Origin of the sequence: Methylobacterium soli, assembly GCF_008806385.1 — a bacterium.
GTDB lineage: Bacteria > Pseudomonadota > Alphaproteobacteria > Rhizobiales > Beijerinckiaceae > Methylobacterium > Methylobacterium soli.
Genome location: NZ_VZZK01000013.1, coordinates 66,068 through 85,249, shown reverse-complemented (window position 1 = coordinate 85,249; position 19,182 = coordinate 66,068). Strand labels below are relative to the sequence as shown.

Annotated in this window: 18 protein-coding genes; 10 read left to right on the top strand and 8 right to left on the bottom strand. The window is 68.2% G+C overall.

Going from position 1 to position 19,182, the window contains the following annotated elements; genetic code table 11:
• Positions 1–138 precede the first annotated feature (138 nt).
• On the top strand, positions 139–1,476 hold the full coding sequence (locus F6X53_RS14260; protein ID WP_151000871.1) for an Nramp family divalent metal transporter: 1,338 nt from the start codon (positions 139–141) through the stop codon (positions 1,474–1,476).
• 82 nt (positions 1,477–1,558) lie between these two features.
• On the opposite strand, the gene F6X53_RS14255 is transcribed toward F6X53_RS14260, so the two are convergent.
• Positions 1,559–2,170 carry a BA14K family protein gene (locus tag F6X53_RS14255; protein ID WP_151000870.1) on the bottom strand — a complete coding sequence of 204 codons (612 nt, stop codon included), beginning with the start codon at positions 2,168–2,170 and terminating at the stop codon, positions 1,559–1,561.
• A gap of 214 nt (positions 2,171–2,384) precedes the next feature.
• The gene (locus tag F6X53_RS14250; RefSeq protein ID WP_151000869.1) at positions 2,385–3,128 is read right to left on the bottom strand and encodes a Crp/Fnr family transcriptional regulator; all 744 of its coding nucleotides are present in this window, start codon (positions 3,126–3,128) and stop codon (positions 2,385–2,387) included.
• 272 nt (positions 3,129–3,400) lie between these two features.
• Between F6X53_RS14250 and F6X53_RS14245 the strand changes: the two genes are divergently transcribed.
• Positions 3,401–3,739, top strand: a complete 339-nt coding sequence (locus tag F6X53_RS14245; RefSeq protein ID WP_151000868.1) for a hypothetical protein — start codon at positions 3,401–3,403, stop codon at positions 3,737–3,739.
• A 44-nt stretch (positions 3,740–3,783) separates the two neighbouring features.
• On the opposite strand, the gene F6X53_RS14240 is transcribed toward F6X53_RS14245, so the two are convergent.
• Complete coding sequence (locus F6X53_RS14240; protein WP_151000867.1) at positions 3,784–4,746, bottom strand: tetratricopeptide repeat protein; 963 nt, start codon at positions 4,744–4,746, stop codon at positions 3,784–3,786.
• Between the two features lie 260 nt (positions 4,747–5,006).
• On the opposite strand from F6X53_RS14240, the gene F6X53_RS14235 reads away from it, so the two are divergent.
• From F6X53_RS14235 to F6X53_RS14205, 7 genes are all read left to right on the top strand, one after another.
• Positions 5,007–7,244, top strand: a complete 2,238-nt coding sequence (locus F6X53_RS14235) for a TonB-dependent receptor (RefSeq protein WP_151000866.1) — start codon at positions 5,007–5,009, stop codon at positions 7,242–7,244.
• A 16-nt stretch (positions 7,245–7,260) separates the two neighbouring features.
• Positions 7,261–7,944, top strand: coding sequence for a Fe2+-dependent dioxygenase (locus F6X53_RS14230; protein WP_151000865.1), 684 nt, complete (start codon positions 7,261–7,263; stop codon positions 7,942–7,944).
• Entirely contained in the window at positions 7,941–8,618 is a 678-nt protein-coding gene (locus tag F6X53_RS14225; RefSeq protein ID WP_151000864.1) for a PepSY-associated TM helix domain-containing protein, read from the top strand. Before F6X53_RS14230 ends, F6X53_RS14225 begins: the two co-directional genes overlap by 4 nt.
• Before the next feature lie 11 nt (positions 8,619–8,629).
• A complete protein-coding gene (locus tag F6X53_RS14220; RefSeq protein ID WP_151000863.1) occupies positions 8,630–9,163 on the top strand; it encodes a DUF2271 domain-containing protein in 534 nt (177 codons plus the stop codon).
• Positions 9,164–9,177: 14 nt separating this feature from the next.
• Positions 9,178–9,978, top strand: a complete 801-nt coding sequence (locus F6X53_RS14215; protein ID WP_151000862.1) for a DUF4198 domain-containing protein — start codon at positions 9,178–9,180, stop codon at positions 9,976–9,978.
• Positions 9,979–9,987: 9 nt separating this feature from the next.
• Positions 9,988–10,992 carry an FAD:protein FMN transferase gene (locus F6X53_RS14210; RefSeq protein WP_151000860.1) on the top strand — a complete coding sequence of 335 codons (1,005 nt, stop codon included), beginning with the start codon at positions 9,988–9,990 and terminating at the stop codon, positions 10,990–10,992.
• Between the two features lie 162 nt (positions 10,993–11,154).
• A complete protein-coding gene (locus F6X53_RS14205; RefSeq protein WP_151000858.1) occupies positions 11,155–11,733 on the top strand; it encodes a hypothetical protein in 579 nt (192 codons plus the stop codon).
• Between the two features lie 55 nt (positions 11,734–11,788).
• On the opposite strand, the gene F6X53_RS14200 is transcribed toward F6X53_RS14205, so the two are convergent.
• Positions 11,789–12,397, bottom strand: coding sequence for a PRC-barrel domain-containing protein (locus tag F6X53_RS14200; RefSeq protein WP_151000856.1), 609 nt, complete (start codon positions 12,395–12,397; stop codon positions 11,789–11,791).
• A gap of 207 nt (positions 12,398–12,604) precedes the next feature.
• On the opposite strand from F6X53_RS14200, the gene F6X53_RS14195 reads away from it, so the two are divergent.
• Positions 12,605–13,456: a transglutaminase-like domain-containing protein gene (locus tag F6X53_RS14195; RefSeq protein ID WP_151000854.1), complete on the top strand. Its 852-nt coding sequence runs from the start codon at positions 12,605–12,607 to the stop codon at positions 13,454–13,456.
• 102 nt (positions 13,457–13,558) lie between these two features.
• On the opposite strand, the gene scpA is transcribed toward F6X53_RS14195, so the two are convergent.
• The 4 genes from scpA to F6X53_RS14175 form a co-directional block, all read right to left on the bottom strand.
• On the bottom strand, positions 13,559–15,724 hold the full coding sequence (scpA, locus tag F6X53_RS14190) for a methylmalonyl-CoA mutase (RefSeq protein ID WP_151000851.1): 2,166 nt from the start codon (positions 15,722–15,724) through the stop codon (positions 13,559–13,561).
• A gap of 105 nt (positions 15,725–15,829) precedes the next feature.
• Complete coding sequence (locus F6X53_RS14185) at positions 15,830–16,141, bottom strand: hypothetical protein (protein WP_238296052.1); 312 nt, start codon at positions 16,139–16,141, stop codon at positions 15,830–15,832.
• A gap of 107 nt (positions 16,142–16,248) precedes the next feature.
• The gene (gene lepA, locus F6X53_RS14180; RefSeq protein ID WP_151000849.1) at positions 16,249–18,054 is read right to left on the bottom strand and encodes a translation elongation factor 4; all 1,806 of its coding nucleotides are present in this window, start codon (positions 18,052–18,054) and stop codon (positions 16,249–16,251) included.
• Positions 18,055–18,211: 157 nt separating this feature from the next.
• On the bottom strand, positions 18,212–19,033 hold the full coding sequence (locus F6X53_RS14175; protein WP_151000847.1) for a HugZ family pyridoxamine 5'-phosphate oxidase: 822 nt from the start codon (positions 19,031–19,033) through the stop codon (positions 18,212–18,214).
• Positions 19,034–19,182: the final 149 nt, after the last annotated feature.

Here is a 19,182-nt window from a genome sequence, read left to right as displayed (position 1 = left end):
GGATCATTCGCTCCAGGCGACCGAGATCCGGGCCCGAAACGAACAAGCCGCCGTCCTCCACGATCTTAGCTGCTTGTATCGATTATAGCACGTGCTATAGGTCACGCTGAGGGTGGAGCGGGTTCTCACGTGAATTTCATGCAGCGTCAGCATGCGTGGCGCTTCGGTCGCGAGACCGAGGAGCAGCCGAGCCTCGGGCGGATGAACGCGAGCGTGCCGGTTCCCGCGACGGGCACGTGGCTGCGGCGCCTGATGGCCTTCATCGGCCCGGGCTACATGGTCTCCGTCGGCTACATGGATCCCGGCAACTGGGCGACCGACATCGCCGGCGGCTCGCAATTCGGCTACACGCTTCTGGCCGTCATCCTGCTCTCGAACCTGATGGCGATCGTTCTTCAGGCGCTCGCGGCGCGCCTCGGCATCGCGACCGGGCGCGATCTCGCGCAGGCCTGCCGGGATCATTATTCCCGGCCCGTCAGCCTGATGCTCTGGATCGCGTGCGAGGCCGCGATCATCGCCTGCGACCTCGCCGAAGTCATCGGCACCGCGATTGCCCTCAAGCTCCTGTTCGGGATCCCGCTGATCCTCGGCGCGACCATCACGGCGCTCGATGTCTTCCTGATCCTGCTGCTGATGCGCCGCGGCTTTCGGGCCCTCGAAGCCTTCGTGATCGCCTTGCTCACGGTGATCTTCGTCTGCTTCGGCATCCAGATCGCGCTCGCGGCCCCGCCCGTGCAGGCGGTGCTCGGCGGCTTCCTGCCGTCGCCCGAGATCGTCACCAACCCGGCGGCGCTCTACATCGCGATCGGCATCATCGGGGCCACCGTGATGCCGCACAACCTCTACCTGCATTCCTCGATCGTGCAGACGCGCGCCTACGTGCGGGACCGGCCGGGACGCCGGGCCGCGCTGCGGTTCGCGGTGATCGACAGCACCGTCGCGCTGATGCTGGCGCTCTTCGTCAACGCCTCGATCCTGATCATGGCCGCGACGGTGTTCCACGGCAGCGGCCGGACGGACGTGCAGGAGATCGAGCAGGCCTATGACCTGCTGACACCGCTGCTCGGCGCCGGCCTCGCCTCGACGTTGTTCGCGGTGGCGCTCCTGGCCTCGGGCCTGAACTCCACCGTGACGGCGACGCTCGCCGGCCAGATCGTGATGGAAGGCTTCCTGCGTCTGCGCCTGCCGGACTGGGCCCGGCGCCTCGTCACCCGCGGCATCGCCATCGTGCCGGTCGTGGCTGTGACGGCCCTCTACGGGGAGCAGGGCACCGCCCGCCTCCTCGTCCTCAGTCAGGTCGTGCTCTCGATGCAATTGCCCTTCGCGGTCATTCCCCTCGTCCAGTTCGTCTCGGACCGCGGCAAGATGGGGCCGCTGGTGATCCCGCTCTGGCTGAAGCTCCTGGCTTGGGTGATCGCGGGCGTGATCGTGGTGCTCAATCTCAAGCTGCTCGTCGACACGGTCGTCGGGACCTGAACGGCGCGACCGCACGCCGAGACACAGGGCAAGCCCCGCAGGCTTCCCTGCGGGGCTTCACTGACGTCAGAGTGGTCGAGGCTTACGGGCAGGGGTGGCGCTGGCCGTCATAGCCCAGATAGGTCCCGCTGCGGCGGTCATACGAGCGGAAGCGCTGCGCGCAATAGGCGGTCTGGTCGCCGCCGCCCGGCACCACCTCGGTCTCGACCGGGACTGCACCGTAATCGTAGCCGCCATATCCGACCGGGGCATAGCCGCCGCCATAATACCCGTCGTCATAGCCATAGCCGCCATACCCGTAGCCGAGGCCGCCCGCCGCGAGGCCGAGCCCCAACCCAAGCCCGAGGCCGCCATAGCCCCGGCGGTATCCGTATCCTCGGCCGCCGTAGAAGCCGCGATTCGCGATGGTACCGCCGTGGAACCCGCGCCCCGCAAGGCCGACGCCGACGCCGCCGCCGCGGAACGCACCGCCCCGGAAGCCACCGCCGCCGAGACCCGCCCCGCCAAGGCCGGCTCCGCCGCGGAATCCGCCGCCCCCGATGGCTCTGCCGCCGCCGAAACCGCCGCCCACGCCACCGCCGGAGAAGCCCCCCGCGAGCGCGTTGCCGCGACCCCCTTGGGCATCGGCCGCCGCTGGAATGAAGGCAAGGGCGCCTGCCATCAAGGCTGACGCGAGAGTGATGCGATGATTCATGGCCCGTCCTGAAATCGAGAGAGCAAGGTGGACGGACAACGCACCGGCATCCAACGAGTTCTTAAGCTTGACCGCAAAAGAATGGTCGTCCCGCGCGACTTGAGGTCGCCGGATGATTGGAGGAAGTTCGACGTAGGCGATGCGAAAGTCATCGCGGGCCGGGATGTCCGGTCCGATAACTTGCCCAACGGCCTATCCGAGATTCATGGGCCCGTCATGCCGGGATCGGTTTCACGAGGTGCAGGTAGGTCGGGTCGAACTCGGCGACCCTCGTCAGGGCGACCCAATCCTCGATGGCGAGACTGCGCCCGCGCAACGCGATCAGACCGCGCGCCCGAAGATCCTGCAGCATACGATTGACGTGGACGTTCGAGAGGCCCAGTGCGTCGCCGATATCGACCTGCGTGATCGGCAGGTCGCACCGAAAGTGCTCCGCGAGGCCGATGGCGTGGAGCTTGAGGTAGAGTTCGCACAGCAGGTGGGCGACGCGCCCATGGGCGGTGCGGCGCCCGATCCCGGTCATCCACTCGCGAAAGATGGCCGCGTCGATCAGCGTGTCCCGCCACAGGATCGCCGCGAGGTTGGGGTGACCCCGCGTCAACTCGCGCAAGGCCTCGTGCGGGATCATGCCGACGCTGCTGGTGGTGATCACGCCGACGCTGTGATCCATCACGCGGAGATGGAGGCTCTGCAGATCGGGAATGTCGCCGGGGATGTGAAACGACAGGATCTGCCGTTTGCCGTCCGCCAAGACCTTATAGCGGTAGCCCCAGCCCGACAGCAGGATGCAGCAATAAGCCGGACGGTCCTTGTCGCGAACGATATCCTCGCCCGGCTCGAAGACGCGGATCACGTGGGGAAGTGCTTCGATTGCTTGCTGCTCCTCGCCAGAGAGAGACGCGATGCTCGTCAGCTTGCGGACCATGAGCCCGAGACCGGAACCTGAAGCGATCGTCATGGACGTCTCACGCGCGCCGCGGCGCCCTCCTGCCCGTCTCGCCGTCCCTCGGCCAATCGTGTCTGCCGGCGGGAGCGGGGCCACGAAATGGAGGCAGGGTGGATTGCTGTCGGTCCTCCGACCATACAATTGGGGGCCCCATACGCAATGCATCCCGAGAACTGAACCGATAAGGGCGTTGTTCTGGGCCGGCCCACCGGATTCCGGCAGGGGCACCTTCTGGAACCCGATCACGCTTCCGTGAGTTCTGACGCGCACCACGGAGGATTTGCATGTCAGAACGCCACGCCGGCACCGAGCCGGGGACCATCAGCGCGGTCTTCCCGTCCTTGAAGGCGGCTCGCTCCGCGCGCGAGCGCCTGTCCCGCGCAGGATTTGCGCGCAACAGCATCGATATCGATCGCGATGACGACGCCTTCGTGGTGTCGATTGCGACGCGCGACGAGAACCGGGCGCGCGCCGAGCGGATCCTCGACGCCCATCCGGTCGCCTCCGATCTGCGCGAGGCGGGCTCACGGGCCGTCGAGGCCCTCCAGGGCAACCGGCCGCTGGCACTCGGGCTCGCCGCACTGGCCGGGTTCGCGCTCTACGGTCTGACCAACCGGCGCTGAGCGCAACCGGCCGCGCGCTGCGGAGCGCGTGCCTCGATCCGCATTTACCCGATGGTCAAGTGCGCGCGATCCGGGCGCGCGGGATCGGATCCGCGCCGGCGTCGCAGGCGCGCCCTCCCGAAGCCCACGAGCACCGCGAAAGCGAGCCACGGAATCCTGCGGGGTTCCGGCTCGCGGGTCGCCCTCGGGGGCGTGTGCGGAGGTCGCTCGGCCGCCGGCCCATCCGGCGCGGAGCGAAGGGCGGCTGCGGCCAGATCGCCGACGGCGCGGTATGCCGGTTCCGTGTGTGCGAGCAAGGTCGTCGCGATGGTGCGGTGGCAGTTCGGCGTCGCGGTCTCGACGGCGCGCCGGAACAGAGCCGCCGCCGCCTCGACACGGCCCTCCTCCGCGCGGATGAGACCGAGATTGAGAGCGCCCCAGCAATCGCCTCCCTGCGCGGCCTTCTCGTAGAGGCGGGCGGCCTCCTGGCGGTTGACCGCGATGCCCCAGCCCTCCTCGTGACAGCGCCCGAGCAGCCCGAGGGACTTGGCGTGGCCCTGGCTCGCCGCGGCTGCGAAGCACGCGAAGGCCTCCGCGTGGTCGCGCCGGACGCCGGTGCCGTAGAGCCGCAGGCAGCCGAGATTGTAGAGCCCCCAGGCCAACCCGCCTGCGGCCGCCTGACGGTAATGGCGCAACGCCTCGGCCTGATCGACCGGAACGCCCCATCCGAGTTCGTGGCAGCGGCCCACCATGTTGCGGGCTTCGAGACTGCCGATCGCCGCGGCTTTCGTGAACCAGCCATAGGCGGCGCGCGGGTCGCGCGCGACGCCGCTGCCCTCCAGATGCATCTGCCCGAGCACGAGCTGCGCTGCGCGGAAGCCGTGCTCCGCCGCGAACCGGATCCACGCCGCCCCTTCGAGCGGATGATCGGCGAAGACCTTGCGCCAATCCGCGACGCTGCGCCGGTGAAGCTCCGACAGTGATGGAAGCGCCGCGTCGCCGCTGTGATTTCGATCGAGAAAAGACACGGCTCTCCTGCTGGACTTGGCCGGACTTGGGATGGCGCCTCGTTTTCCGAACGATGAGTGATGAACGTTAGGCGCAGTTGCGAGCGAGAGCACGGGGATACTCAGCTCATCGCGCAGTTTAGATTTATTCAATTTTCAAATTACAACGATTCCAACGTGTTACACCTTTGCATCGACTTGGGAGAACGTCTCGAAATCTATTGCATCACGCGTCCGTGAAAGCCTAGAGCGAAATCACAGAAGGGTCGGGAGCGTGCGTCATGAGCGGTCAGTTGTCGGTGCGGGAAACGGGTGGCGCCAACGTGCTGGGCGTCGGCCTTGCCGCGACGCTCGGGGCCTTCCTGCCCATGGAGGCGTCCGCGCAGGATGCCGCCGCCGAGCTGCCGCTCCTCAGCGTCGAGGGCTACGATGGCCGACAGCCGAACACGCTGCAGGAGGGAACCGGCTTGTCCCGGCTGCCCGGCCGGATCCAGGACACGCCGCAGGCGATCACGGTGGTCCCGGGTGAGGTCATCCGGCAGCAACAGGCCACCACGCTCGAGCAGGCGCTGCGCAACGTTCCGGGCATCACCGTCTCGGCCGGCGAGGGCAATGGCGGGCTCAACGGCGATCAGTTCCGGATCCGCGGCTTCCAGGCCAAGAACGACGTCTATCTCGACGGCCTGCGCGATTTCGGCGTCTATGCCCGCGACAGCTTCAACATCGGCGACGTCGTGGTCATCAAGGGCCCGTCCTCCGAGACCCTCGGCCTCGGGACGGTGGGCGGTGCCATCAACATCGTGTCGAAGAAGGCGCTGCTCACAGACTTCACGGCGGTCGACGGGCTCGGCGGCAGCGGGCCGACCGCGCGCGGCACCTTCGACGTGAACCGCCGGATCGATGCGACGACGGCCATCCGCATCACCGGCGTGGTGAACCGGCAGGACGTCCAGGATCGCGACTTCGTCAAATCCGATCGGGCCGGCATCGCCGCCTCGCTCGGCTTCGGCCTCGGCACCGACACCACGTGGTACCTGAACTACCTGTTCCAGCGCAGCGAGCGCACGCCCGATTACGGCGTTCCGACGGCTCTGCGCCCCGGCGACCGCTACGCGCGCCCACTGACCGAGTTCGGCCTCAATCGCGCCACCTCGTACGTGCGCGCCACGGACCGGGACGATGCCAACGTGCACCTCGCCACCTCGCTGATGAAGTGGACGCTCACACCCTGGCTGACGGTGACGAACGACACGCGCCTGTCCTTCTACAGCCGAAATTTCTCGACGACGGCCGCCACCTGCACGGGAACCTGCATCGGGGACTTCTTCAGGGGCGGCAACCCGTTCGTGACCTACAGCGCGGGCGGCGGATCATCCTTCGATCAGAGCGCGTGGGGCGCGCAGAACGTGACCTCGGCGATCGCCAAGTTCCACACCGGCTTCCTGCGCCACGAGGTCGTGACGGGCCTCGACCTGTTCTACCAGAACGACGACCGCGTGAATTTCGCGGTGGCCGGCACGCGCGCCAACCAGCGGATCCTGTCGCCCGACCATTCGCAGGCGGGCTACGTCCTCTACCGGAACCACAACAATCGCCGCGTCGGCGACGGCGCCGATCTCGGCTACTTCTTCAGCGACCGTGTCTGGCTGAACGAGCAATTCTCGATCCTCGGCGGCGTGCGCGTCGACCGGTTCATCAGCACCTACAGCGCCACCAACACCGCGACGGGCGTGTTCGCGCCGCAGATCACGGCCGCCTCCACGGGCGTGAGCCCGAAGGCATCCGGCATCTGGCAGCCGACGCCCGACCAGACCTACTACATCACCTATGCCAAGGGGTTCTCGCCCCAGGGCCAATACGTGGCGAACTCGACCGGCATCGAGGTGCCGCTCACGAACGCGCTCAAGCCCGAGGAATCCGAGCTCTACGAGATCGGCGGCAAGATCAGCGTTCTCGACGGCAAGCTCGGGCTCGCCGCCGCCCTGTTCCGGGTCGACAAGAGCAACAGCTTCGACGTCGATCCCGTCACCGGCGGCCTGATCCTCGGAGCACTCGATGCGGGCGAGCGCCGCCGCGTCGACGGGTTCGAACTCACGGCGACCGGGCGGCTCACCGAGGAATGGAGCCTGCTCGCCGGCTACACCCATCTCGAAGGAACGGTCCTGTCGGGGCTGAATATCGGACGGGCCGCCCCCTTCGTGCCCGAGAACGCCTTCACGATGTGGACGACCTACGACGTCTCCTCGCTCGGCCGGCGCTGGTGGAACCTGCCCGGCAAGGTCACGATCGGCGGCGGCATCACCGTCGACGACGGCTACTTCCCGGCGAGCGACAACATCACCCGCATTCCGGGATCCTTCTCCCTCGACGCGCTGATCTCCTACGAGACCGACAATTACCGGGTCGCCATCAACGCCTACAACCTGACGGACGAGCTGAATTACGGCTCGGCCTTCTCCACCCGCGCCGTGCCGCTCTCGGGCCGTACCGTGCTCGTCAGCCTCGGCACCCGCTTCTGAGGAGGAACCCGCAGCCGTGCTGGTCCATGTGAAGAACGTGCTCAGTCCCGAGGAGGTCGCTCATTGCCGGCAGCGCCTCGAGGCTGGCGATTGGGTGGATGGACGCGTCACGGCCGGCCAGCAGGCGGCGCGTGCTAAGAACAACCTTCAGATCCCAGAGGATTCCGCCCTGGCGCGGGAACTCGGGGACCTGATCCTGCGGGCGCTGGGGCGCAGCCCGCTCTTCAACGCGGCGGCGCTGCCCCTGCGGGTCTCGCCGCCGCTGTTCAATCGCTACGACATTGGCATGGGCTTCGGCGCCCACGTGGACGGCGCCGTGCGGGCGGTGCCCGGCGCCGGCATCCGGATGCGGGCCGACATCTCCACGACGCTCTTCCTCTCCGAGCCGGGAGACTATGACGGTGGCGAACTCGTCATCGAGGACACATTCGGATCTCACGCCGTGAAGCTTCCGGCCGGGGATATGATCGTCTACCCGGCCACCTCCCTCCACCGCGTGGAACCGATCACGCGCGGCTCGCGCTGGTCGGCGTTCTTCTGGTCGCAATCGATGATCAAGGACGATGGCGCCCGCGCGCTCCTGTACGACCTCGATCGAGGCATCACGGGCGTGCGCGGCGAGCTCTCCGACGACAATCCGGCGGTGATCGCCCTCACCTCGACCTACCACAACCTTCTGCGCCGCTGGGCCGATCTGTGAGCGGCACGGCGCTCGCCACCCGCCAATCCCTCGACGCGGCCGCGGAGCCGCGCCGACGGGCGCGGGCGCGGCGCGCCTTCTGGCTGAAGCAGCTTCATACCTGGCACTGGGTCAGCTCCGGCCTCTGCCTCGTCGGCATGTTGCTGTTCACCGTGACGGGCTTCACCCTGAACCATGCGGGCCTGTTCGAGGGCCGTCCGCAGGTGAGCACCCGCGAGGCGGTGCTGCCGCGCGACCTCGCGGGCACGCTCGCGGCCTTGCCGGCAAACGGCCAGGGCCGCCTGCCCGACGGATTGCGCGACTGGCTCGCGGCCACCTTCGGCATTGCCACCGGGGGCCGCGAGGCGGAATTCTCGAAGACCGAGATCCTGGTCTCCCTGCCCCGCCCCGGCGGCGACGCCTTCGTGAGCATCGGCCGTCCGGACGGAGCCGTGCTGTACGAGCGCACCGGGCGCGGCTGGGTCTCCTATCTCAACGACCTCCACAAGGGCCGCAATGCCGGGCCGGCCTGGGGCCTGTTCATCGATGTCTTCGCGGGCGCCTGCCTGGTCTTCTGCCTGACGGGGCTCGTCCTGCTGCAGATCCATGCCGGCCGGCGCCCCGCAACCTGGCCCGTGGTGGGGCTCGGCCTGCTCGCGCCGCTTCTCATCGCCCTCCTGCTCATCCACGCCTGAGACGATCTCCGATGCGCTTCCCCGTCACCGCGCTGTTTCCGACCCTCGCGGCCGCCCCCGCCCTCCTGGCGGGGGCGGCGGCGGCGACCGAGCTCACGATGAGCGTCCAGATCCCCCGCCTCGACGTGTCCGAGTATCATCGGCCCTATCTGGCGGTCTGGCTCGAAGGGCAGGACGGGACGGCGCTCGGAAATCTCGCGGTCTGGTACGAGCTGCGCAAGCAGGGTCCCGAGGGCGGCACGAAATATCTGAAGGACATGCGCCAATGGTGGCGCCGCATCGGCCGCGAGACCGATCTGCCCATCGATGGCGTGAGCGGCGCGACCCGGCCCGCGGGCGAGCATGCCGTCAGCCTCAACCCGGATGCGCCCCCCTTCGCGGGGCTCAAGCCCGGCACCTACGAGGTCGTCGTCGAGGCGGCCCGCGAGGTCGGCGGGCGCGAAGTCCTGCGGCTGCCCCTGGTATGGCCGCCCGCGGCCACGCAGACGGTTGGCGCCCGCGGCACGAGCGAACTCGGCGCGGTCTCTCTCACGCTCAAGCCCTGAAGGCCTGAACATCCATGCGCTCGCTTCGCCTCATCGCCGCTCTCGCCATCCTTCTGCCGCTGCCCGCCGAGGCTCACCGGGCCTGGATGCTGCCATCCTCGACAATCCTCTCGGGCGAGGATGGCTGGGCCACCTTCGACACGGCGGTCTCGAACGACCTCTTCGTCTTCGAGCACGTGCCGATGCGGCTCGACGGCCTTATCGTGACCGGTCCCGATGGGAATGCGGTGAAGGCTGAGAATGCCACCACGGGCAAGTTCCGCAGCAGCTTCGACCTGCACCTCGTGCGCGCGGGCACCTATCGGGCAAGCGTCGCCAACGAGTTCCTGTTCGCGAACTACAAGCTCAACGGCGAGACCAAGCGCTGGCGCGGGCGGGTCGAGAATTTCGAGCGGGAGATCCCCCGCGAGGCGCAGGACCTGAAGCTGACGCAGAGCTTTCAGCGCACCGAGACATTCGTGACCCTCGGCAAGCCCAACACGGCCGCGCTCGCCCCCACCGGGAAGGGCCTCGAACTGCGCGCCGACACGCATCCGAACAACCTCGCGGCCGGCGAGACGGCCCGCTTCACCCTCCTGCTCGACGGCGTGCCGGCTCCGGGCATCGAGGTCGAGATCGTGCGCGGCGGTGCCCGCTATCGCGACAAGCCCGGGGAGATGCGGATGAAATCCGGATCGGACGGATCGATCGCCGTGACTTGGCCCGAGGCTGGCATGTACTGGCTCGGTGCCGAGATGCAGGACGACAAGGCGAGCCTCCCCAAGGCCCGCCGCCGGGCGACCTACAACGCCACCTTCGAAGTTCTGCCGCAGTAGGGTCCGCCGATGCGCCGCGCCCTGATCCCGGCGACCCTGGCGCCGATCGGGCGCGATGGTGCGACGTCCGGTTCGATCGTGAACCTCGCCGGCCGGATCATGGGGACCACGTGGTCGGTCAGGTTCGTCTCGCCGACCGGGAGCGGCGTCGGTGAGCTTCGCGGCCATATCCAGATCGAGCTGGCGCGCCTCGTCGCGCAACTGAGCCACTGGGAGCCGGATTCTGCCCTCTGCCGTTTCAACCGGGTCCCGCCGGGCACCCGGCAGGTGCTGCCCGACGATCTCTTCGCCGTCCTGCTGCAGGCCTGCGATGTCGCGGCCTGCAGCGATGGCGCCTTCGATCCGACTCTCGGCCCCCTCGTCGATCTCTGGGGGTTCGGACCACCGGGTGCTGTCGCGGATCCGCCCGTGCCCGAGGCTGTCGCGGCAGCCCGCGAACGGGTCGGTTGGACACGCCTCGCCCTCGACCGGGAATCGCGCAGCGCCCACCAGCCCGGCGGCCTGCAGCTCGACCTGTCGGCGATCGCGAAGGGTTACGCGGTCGACCGGATCTCGGACCTGCTCGCGGCGCGCGGAATCACGAACCACCTCGTGGAGATCGGCGGGGAATTGCGGGGACGCGGGGTGAAGCCGGATCGCACGCCCTGGTGGGTCGCCCTCGAGGCGTTGCCCGGCGCGGGTGGGAGCCTCGATGAGATCGTCGTCGCCCTGCACGAGCTGAGCGCGGCGACCTCGGGCGACTACCGACGCGTCCTCGATGCGGGCGGGCGACGCTACGGGCACAGCCTCGATCCACGCACGGGCTACCCGATCGACAATGGCTTGATCCAGGTCACCGTCCTGCATCCGAGCTGCATGCTGGCCGATGCCGCCGCGACGGCCCTGATGGCGCTCGGGCCCGAGCCGGCCCTTGAGGCCGCGACGCGTCACGGCCTCGCGACCCGCCTCGTCGTCACGGAGGGCTCGGGTGTGAGCGAACAGTTCAGTCCTGCGGCGCGTCGCATGCTCTCCTGAATGCGGGACGCGGCTGGGCCGCCACCCTGTGCCAGTGACAGAGCCGCGGCATTCCGGCGACGGCGATCCGGGATCGCGGTCTAGCCGGGAACGCCGCCGGATGAATGCCGTTGGCCCATAAAGCCGCGCTCGCTGCGCCGCGGTGATCGTCGGGGACGCGGAATGAAGGGATCGGGTCTGGTCTGGGGGTTGGCGGTCCTGCTGCCGGTCGCGGCGCTCGCGCAAGCGCCGCTGCCTCAGGCGGCCGCTCCGATGGTGGGTGGAGCCCATTCGGGCCAACCGGCGAACCTGTGCAAGGAGTTGTCGGCCTTCCTGCATCCCCCCGCTTCCGAGGCCGGATCGGGCACGCCGCCACCGCAAGCCGCGACGGCGGTCCAGGCGCCCTCGCAGGACAAGCCCGTGCCGAAGCCCGGCGAGAGCGGAGCACCGCAGAAGGAATCGGGTCAGAGCGGACCGATCCCGAATGCCGGGCCTGGGGCCGCCGGGCCGCAGGGCGAAGCCCAGAAGGGCGGGCAGGCTGCGCCGAAAGCCGAGAAACCTTCGGCGCCCGCGGCCGCGAGCGCCCCCAAGCCCGCACCCGAGGCCATCGCCCGGGCGGATGACGCGGCCCGAGCGAACGATCTCCAGGCCTGCCGCGCCATCGCGCAGGAACTGCGCCGTGCCGGTGTGGCGATGCCTGCGCCCCTGATCGCGCTCTCGGCGATGGACCCGAGGCTTCTGGAAGCCTCCCTCGAACGTTGAGCAGCCGATCGCGACCGATGCGCGTCAGATCCGCCCGGCGCCCGCGAAGGCTCGGCTACTTCGTCCTCGCGTCTTGGAATGCCGGGGCGGCCTGCAATTGGGCCTTGGTCAGGCGGATCTCGGCCCGGCTCGGCTCGCCGACCATGACGGTCGCGCGACCGCGCGCGTCGTCCGTGCGTGCCGTCGAGCCGGTCTTGTCGTCCACCGTCCCGCTCCGCCGCGCCTCGACCGCCTCGAGCGCCTGGCTGCTCGTCTGAGCCCCCGGCATGGTCTCGGGTCCGGCTGTTGTCGCAGCGTCCGTGGAGGGCGCGTTCTTGGGCGTCACCACGGAGGTCGGACCGGCCGCGCCCGCATCCCCATCGGTGTTCAACGCGAGGTCCTGGTAAGGCACGGCCACCCGCTTCTCACCGATTCCGAGGAAGCCGCCGACACCGATCAGCACGGCCAGGACGCGGCCATTGTCATCGACGAGCACATCCTCGATCGACCCGACCTTGACGTGATCCTGCCCTGTGACCGGCAACCCGATCAGCTTCGAAGCCCGGATCGCGCCGGCCGGGCTGGCTGTCAGGAACCGGTGGCCGTCCTGCGACGGCTCCTGCGCCTGGGCCGCGCCGGCTCCGATGCCGAGAGCGAGGATTGCGGCGGTGAGGGTGCGCGCCATGCATGGCTCCTGATTGACGAAATCTCCCACATCAATCGTCCAATCCGTTTCGGGTTCATCGTGGCCCGACGGGCAGCCCGGCTGTCGGCCCTCGCCCATTGCGGAATATTTGAGCAGCAGAGACCGCTCAATTTAGTTGCGGTGCGGGAACGAACAATGCTGCGGCGACTTTCTGGCGACTAAGCTTGTCAAGCCGCGGACGAGACCATGCAGATACGAACCGGATATTCCATCGCCTACGACACGTTCGGGCCCACCCCGATGAACCTGTTGCTGAGCGTCCACCCCTCTCGCACGGGCGACCTCCTGACGCCCGACGCCATCCGGTTCGATCCGCCGGTGCCGTCCAGCCGGCACGTCGACGCGTTCGGCAATGTGTGCACCCGCCTCGTCGCACCCGGCGGGCGCATCACCATGTCGGCCGATTTCGTGATCGCCGATTCCGGTCTGCCCGACCACGTCGCCCCGGATGCCCGGCAGATCGCCGTCCAGGATCTGCCAGACGAGGTCTTGGTCTTCCTGCTCGGCTCCCGCTACTGCGACACCGACAAACTCTCGGCCATCGCGTGGTCGCTGTTCGGCAACACCGCCGAAGGCTGGTCCCGGGTCCAGGCCATCGTCGACTACGTCCACGAGCGCATCACGTTCAATTATCAGGAGGCGGACGCGACCCGAACCGCGTTCGATGGCTATACCCAGCAACGCGGCGTCTGCCGCGACTTCGCGCATCTGGCCGTCGCCTTCTGCCGCTGCATGAACATCCCGGCCCGCTACTGCACCGGCTATCTCGGCGATATCGGCATCGCGCCGGTGCCGGACCCGATGGATTTCTCGGCCTGGTTCGAGGTCTATCTCGACGGGCCTCAGGGGCCGCGCTGGTACACCTTCGATGCCCGCCACAACACGCCGCGGATCGGCCGCATCGTGATCGCGCGCGGACGAGACGCCACCGATGTCGCGATCTCGACGAGCTTCGGGTCGGCCTTGCTCGCCAGGTTCGAGGTGCATACCGACGAGGTGCCGGCCGTCCCACCGGCGGATCTCGCCCGCGCAGCCTGACCTGCGGCCCGATGCGGCACACCGGTACGGGCTGTCGGTCGGACGCGCACGCCGAAGCGCGGATCTTGAGGATCCGAGCCCGGTCGCGTCCGCGCCGACGTCCTACTCGGCCGCTTGGCGCGCGACGTATCCGAGCCGATCGTTGAGCTCGCCGATCAGCTTCACGGCCGCATCGGCGATGACGGTGCCGGGCGGGAAGATCGCGGAGGCGCCGGCCTCGTACAGAGCCGGGTAATCGCCGGGCGGAATCACACCGCCGATGACGATCATTACGTCGTCGCGGCCGGCCTCCGCCAGCGCTGCGCGCAATTCCGGCACGAGCGTGAGGTGGCCGGCGGCCAGCGAGGAGACGCCGACGATGTGCACGTCGTTCTCGACGGCCTGGCGCGCGGCCTCCGCGGGCGTCGCGAAGAGCGGTCCGATATCCACATCGAAGCCCAGATCCGCGAAGGCCGAGGCGATGACCTTCTGACCGCGATCGTGGCCGTCCTGGCCCATCTTGGCGACGAGGATGCGGGGGCGGCGACCGTCGTTCTCCTCGAACGCCTCGACGAGCTTGCGGACTTCTTCCACCACCGGCGACATGCCCCCCACCTCACGCTTGTAGACACCCGAGATCGAGCGGATTTCGGCCCGGTGGCGGCCCCAGGCCTTCTCGAGGGCCTCCGAGATCTCGCCGACGGTAGCCTTTGCGCGCGCGGCCTCCACCGCGAGGGCCAGGAGGTTGCCGCTCCCCTCGGCGGCCGTCGTCAGGGCTTCGAGGCGGCTCTGAACCTCGCTCTCGTTCCGCTCCGACCGCAGGCGCTTCAGCTTGTCGATCTGGAGCGTGCGCACATTGCCGTTGTCGACGCGCAGGAGCTCGATGGCCCGGTCGTCCTCGGGCTTGAACTTGTTGACGCCCACGATGGTTTGCCGCCCCGAATCGATGCGGGCCTGCGCGCGGGCCGCCGCTTCCTCGATGCGCAGCTTCGGGATGCCCGCCTCGATGGCCTTGGCCATCCCGCCGAGCGCGTCGACCTCGCGGATATGCTCCCAGGCGCGCGCGACGATGTCCTGGGTCAGGCGCTCCACGTAATACGAGCCGCCCCACGGATCGACGATGCGCGTGGTGCCGGATTCCTGCTGCAGGAAGAGCTGGGTGTTCCGGGCGATGCGGGCCGAGAAATCGGTCGGCAGCGCCAGTGCCTCGTCGAGGGCATTGGTGTGGAGCGATTGCGTGCCGCCTTGCGTCGCCGCCATCGCCTCGATGCAGGTCCGGGTGACGTTGTTGAACACGTCCTGCGCGGTGAGCGACCAGCCGCTCGTCTGGCTGTGCGTGCGCAGCGGCAGCGACTTGTAGGATTTCGGCTCGAATTCCTTGACGAGCTTCGCCCAGATCAGGCGCGCGGCCCGCATCTTGGCGATTTCCATGAAGAAGTTGGTCGAGATCGCCCAGAAGAAGGACAGGCGAGGGGCGAATTGGTCGATCGTCAGGCCGGCCGCCAGACCCGCCTTGATATACTCGACGCCGTCAGCGAGGGTGTAGGCCAGTTCGAGGTCGTTCGTCGCCCCGGCTTCCTGCATGTGGTAGCCGGAAATCGAGATCGAGTTGAATTTCGGCATGTTCTGCGACGTGTACGCGAAGATGTCCGAGATGATCCGCATCGACCCCTTGGGTGGGTAGATGTAGGTGTTGCGGACCATGAACTCCTTGAGGATGTCGTTCTGGATGGTGCCGGCGAGCTTCTGCGGCGGCACGCCCTGCTCCTCGGCCGCGACGATGTAGAGCGCGAGGATGGGCAGCACCGCGCCGTTCATCGTCATCGACACGGTCATTTCGTCGAGGGGGATCCCCGAGAACAGCGTGCGCATGTCGTAGATCGAATCGATCGCGACGCCCGCCATGCCCACGTCGCCCGAGACGCGCGGATGGTCCGAATCGTAGCCGCGATGCGTGGCGAGGTCGAAGGCGACCGAGAGTCCCTTCTGCCCGGCCGCGAGATTGCGTCTGTAGAACGCGTTCGAATCCTCGGCCGTCGAGAATCCGGCATATTGCCGGATCGTCCAGGGCTGCGTGACGTACATGGTCGGGTAGGGGCCGCGCAGGTAAGGCGCGACGCCCGGATAGGTGTTGAGGAACTCGATGCCCTCGCGATCCTCAGGACCGTACACTCCCTTCACCGGAATGCCCTCAGGCGTCATCCAGGGCTCGCCTACGGGAAGCGCGGGCGCGGCGATGGCGGCAGCCTCGTAGGAAATCGTGGTGAAGTCGGGAATGCGGGACGTCATGCTCTCGCTCGTGCGGGGCTCGAATTGCGGCGCATTATAGGCAACCGCCTGTGCGGGGCTACTCCCCTCAAAGGCGAACCCGCGCATCGGGCCCCGATCCGCAGATCAGCGGCGCCCGGCGAGGCCGCCCATTCGGGCAAGGCGCCCCTGTTCCACGTGCCAGCGGGCCTCCGCGACCGCCGCGGAAAGCCGGTGAATGCGCCACGTCCTGTAGAGTTTCAGGAGCGGCAGCCCCGAATGCGCGATGCGGTTCTGGTGGTGCTTCAAGCGACGCAGGAGACCCGGCAGGCAGGCATCGGCCGCAGCACCGGTGGCGATATCGATCTCCCGCATCTGGCGCCGGAGGTCTGCCTTGAAATCCTCCACGACCGAGCCCTCCGGGTTGGACACGAACCGACGCGAGAATCCCCACCCCATGAGGATCCTCAAGCGCCGGCGCCGCACCCGTGATAGAGGCCGAGCGCGCCCAAAGGGTCAAGGGAGCGCAGAACGAACCTCCGCCCCGTCGGTGAGACGGTCCGGCCTCAATCGTCCATCTTCAGCGCCGCGATGAACGCTTCCTGCGGGATCTCGACGCGGCCGAACTGGCGCATGCGCTTCTTGCCTTCCTTCTGCTTGTCGAGGAGCTTGCGCTTGCGGGAGATGTCGCCGCCGTAGCACTTGGCGGTCACATCCTTGGACAGCGCCCGAATGGTCTCGCGCGCGATGATCTTGCCGCCGATCGCGGCCTGGACCGGGATCTGGAACAGGTGGCGCGGGATGAGATCCTTCAGCTTCTCGCACATCGCCCGCCCGCGCGATTCCGCCCGGGTCCGGTGAACGAGCATCGACAGCGCATCCACCGGCTCGGCGTTGACGAGGATCGACATCTTCACGAGGTCTTCCTCGCGGTAATCGGAGAGGTGGTAATCGAACGAGGCATAGCCCTTCGAGATCGACTTGAGGCGGTCGTAGAAATCGAACACCACCTCGTTCAGGGGAAGGTCGTAGACGACCATGGCGCGCTTGCCGACGTAGTTCAGGTCGATCTGGATGCCGCGGCGGTCCTGGCAGAGCTTGAGCACGCCGCCGAGATAATCATCGGGCGTCAGGATCGTGGCGCGAATCCAGGGCTCCTCGATCGAATCGATCTTCATCACGTCGGGCATGTCGGCCGGGTTGTGCAGCTCGCGCATCGAGCCGTCCGACATATTGAGGCGGTAGACGACGCTCGGTGCCGTCGAGATCAGGTCCAGGTTGAACTCGCGCTCCAGGCGCTCCTGGATGATCTCGAGATGCAGAAGGCCGAGGAAGCCGCAGCGGAAGCCGAAGCCGAGGGCGGCCGAGGTCTCCATCTCGTAGGAGAAGCTGGCATCGTTCAGGCGCAGCTTGCCCATCGCGCCGCGCAGGTTCTCGAACTCGGCGGCATCGACCGGGAACAGGCCGCAGAACACGACCGCCTGCACGTCCTTGAAGCCGGGGAGCATGCTGCTCGTCGGGCGCTTGTCCTCCGTGATGGTATCGCCGACGCGGGTGTCGGCGACCTCCTTGATCGAGCCGGTGAAGAAGCCGACCTCGCCGGGGCCGAGCTCGCCGATCTCGGCCATCTTCGGGCGGAACACGCCGATCCGGTCGACGCCGTGGACCGCGTCCGCCCCCATCATGCGGATGTTCATGCCCTTCTTGAGCACGCCGTCGACGATGCGCACGAGGACGACGACCCCGAGATAGACGTCGTACCAGCTGTCGACGAGGAGCGCCTTCAGGGGCGCGCTGCGATCGCCCTTCGGCGGGGGCAGGCGCGTGACGATCGCCTCCAGAACCGCCTCGATGTTGAGACCGGTCTTGGCCGAGATCGGAACCGCCTCGGAGGCGTCGATCCCGATCACCTCCTCGATCTGCTCCTTGATCCGGTCCGGCTCGGCCGCGGGCAGGTCGATCTTGTTGAGAACGGGCACGATCTCGTGGTTGGCGTCGAGGGCCTGATAGACGTTGGCGAGCGTCTGCGCCTCCACGCCCTGGCTCGCATCGACCACGAGCAGCGAGCCCTCGCAGGCCGCGAGCGACCGGGAGACCTCATAGGCGAAATCCACGTGGCCGGGCGTGTCCATCAGGTTGAGGATGTAGTCCTTTCCGTCCTGCGCCGTGTAGGCGAGGCGCACGGTCTGGGCCTTGATGGTGATGCCGCGCTCGCGCTCGATATCCATCGAGTCGAGCATCTGCTCGCTCATGTCGCGCAACGCGACCGTGCCGGTCGCCTGGATGAGGCGGTCGGCCAGGGTCGACTTGCCGTGGTCGATATGGGCAACGATCGAGAAGTTGCGGATGTTGTCGATCGGGGACGCGGTCATCGGGGCATATCTCCGGTGCCGCAGAGGTTGCCCGCAAGCGACCTCACGCGCACCGTCTCAGATCGGGAAGCGTTGAGGGCGCAGATAGCAGCGCGGCGGGTCAACTCCAAGCGGGGTCCGCGCGGCGACACCGGCTGTGTCTGTGGACGCGACCGCCTCACGTCCCCTGCCGCGCCCCCTGCCGAGCCTCCTGCCCCGGCTGCGCGCGCGCCTGCGCGGCCATCGCCACGAGGCTCTTGCGGAGCGTGCCCATGTCGCGGACCGGCTCCGGATAGGTGACGCGCGCCGTGCGCTCCCCCACCATCAGGTCCATGCCCTCGGGATCGAGGCCGGTGAGGCGCCAGGCCCCCTCCTCCTCGCCGCTTCCGGCCGCGTAAAGCGCGAGCGCGTCGGCATGGTCCTGGTTCATGTGCTCGACCGCACCGCGCTCCCCCGCGACGAGGCCCTCCGCGCCCGCGAGATCGAGCAGCAATTCGGAGGCCGTCAGCGTCGCGGCCTTGGCAAAGCCCCCGTTCAGGTGCCCGGCCTCCGGCGCGAGCGCGAAGAACCCGAAATCGGGAAAATCCGCGTAGAGCTTCGCCTTCGGATGGCGGGCGAGGAAGCGTTCGCGGGCGCGCGGCTCGTCCGTCCGGCTCACGCGCCCCGTCACGGTCAGTCGCGGATGGGCCAGCGGATCACCCTTGCCGCCCTGGCTGAACAGAAGCGAGCAGCGGGCATCGGCCAGGAGGTTGCGGGTATGGGCCGAGAGCCGGGAGAGCAGCATCAGGGGCGTGCCATCGACATCTGTCGCGATGGTGACGAGGGAGGCGAAGGGCATCCCATCCTGCGCATCGAGGGTGGCGAGCGCGCCGGAACGGGTGGCTCGCAGGAGATGGCGCGCGAGGCCGATTGCGTCGAAGGGGGCCTCGGCGGCCGGAAGCGGCCGAGCCGGGCCGCGCGGCTCGCCCGGAGGCTGACCCTCGTCTGCCGTGTCGGCCATCCCGTCCCCCCGCTCCACCTCGCCGGACCACGGAAGGGCCCGCACGCAATCATAGCGACAAGCCGGTGACCTGCACGAGCCCCGCGGCCCGCGACCTGTTGGCAGCTTACGGCCAAGCTACGCCGAGCGCTCGCTTTTTTCGAACGATG

Coding starts and splice junctions, on each gene's coding strand:
- F6X53_RS14255 (WP_151000870.1), bottom strand. CDS start 2,170: ATGAATCATCGCATCACTCTCGCGTCAGCCTTGATGGCAGGCGCCCTT.
- F6X53_RS14260 (WP_151000871.1), top strand. CDS start 139: ATGCAGCGTCAGCATGCGTGGCGCTTCGGTCGCGAGACCGAGGAGCAG.
- lepA (WP_151000849.1), bottom strand. CDS start 18,054: ATGACCGCGTCCCCGATCGACAACATCCGCAACTTCTCGATCGTTGCC.
- F6X53_RS14245 (WP_151000868.1), top strand. CDS start 3,401: ATGTCAGAACGCCACGCCGGCACCGAGCCGGGGACCATCAGCGCGGTC.
- F6X53_RS14215 (WP_151000862.1), top strand. CDS start 9,178: ATGCGCTCGCTTCGCCTCATCGCCGCTCTCGCCATCCTTCTGCCGCTG.
- F6X53_RS14185 (WP_238296052.1), bottom strand. CDS start 16,141: ATGGGGTGGGGATTCTCGCGTCGGTTCGTGTCCAACCCGGAGGGCTCG.
- F6X53_RS14175 (WP_151000847.1), bottom strand. CDS start 19,033: ATGGCCGACACGGCAGACGAGGGTCAGCCTCCGGGCGAGCCGCGCGGC.
- F6X53_RS14210 (WP_151000860.1), top strand. CDS start 9,988: ATGCGCCGCGCCCTGATCCCGGCGACCCTGGCGCCGATCGGGCGCGAT.
- F6X53_RS14195 (WP_151000854.1), top strand. CDS start 12,605: ATGCAGATACGAACCGGATATTCCATCGCCTACGACACGTTCGGGCCC.
- F6X53_RS14220 (WP_151000863.1), top strand. CDS start 8,630: ATGCGCTTCCCCGTCACCGCGCTGTTTCCGACCCTCGCGGCCGCCCCC.
- F6X53_RS14235 (WP_151000866.1), top strand. CDS start 5,007: ATGAGCGGTCAGTTGTCGGTGCGGGAAACGGGTGGCGCCAACGTGCTG.
- scpA (WP_151000851.1), bottom strand. CDS start 15,724: ATGACGTCCCGCATTCCCGACTTCACCACGATTTCCTACGAGGCTGCC.
- F6X53_RS14200 (WP_151000856.1), bottom strand. CDS start 12,397: ATGGCGCGCACCCTCACCGCCGCAATCCTCGCTCTCGGCATCGGAGCC.
- F6X53_RS14250 (WP_151000869.1), bottom strand. CDS start 3,128: ATGACGATCGCTTCAGGTTCCGGTCTCGGGCTCATGGTCCGCAAGCTG.
- F6X53_RS14205 (WP_151000858.1), top strand. CDS start 11,155: ATGAAGGGATCGGGTCTGGTCTGGGGGTTGGCGGTCCTGCTGCCGGTC.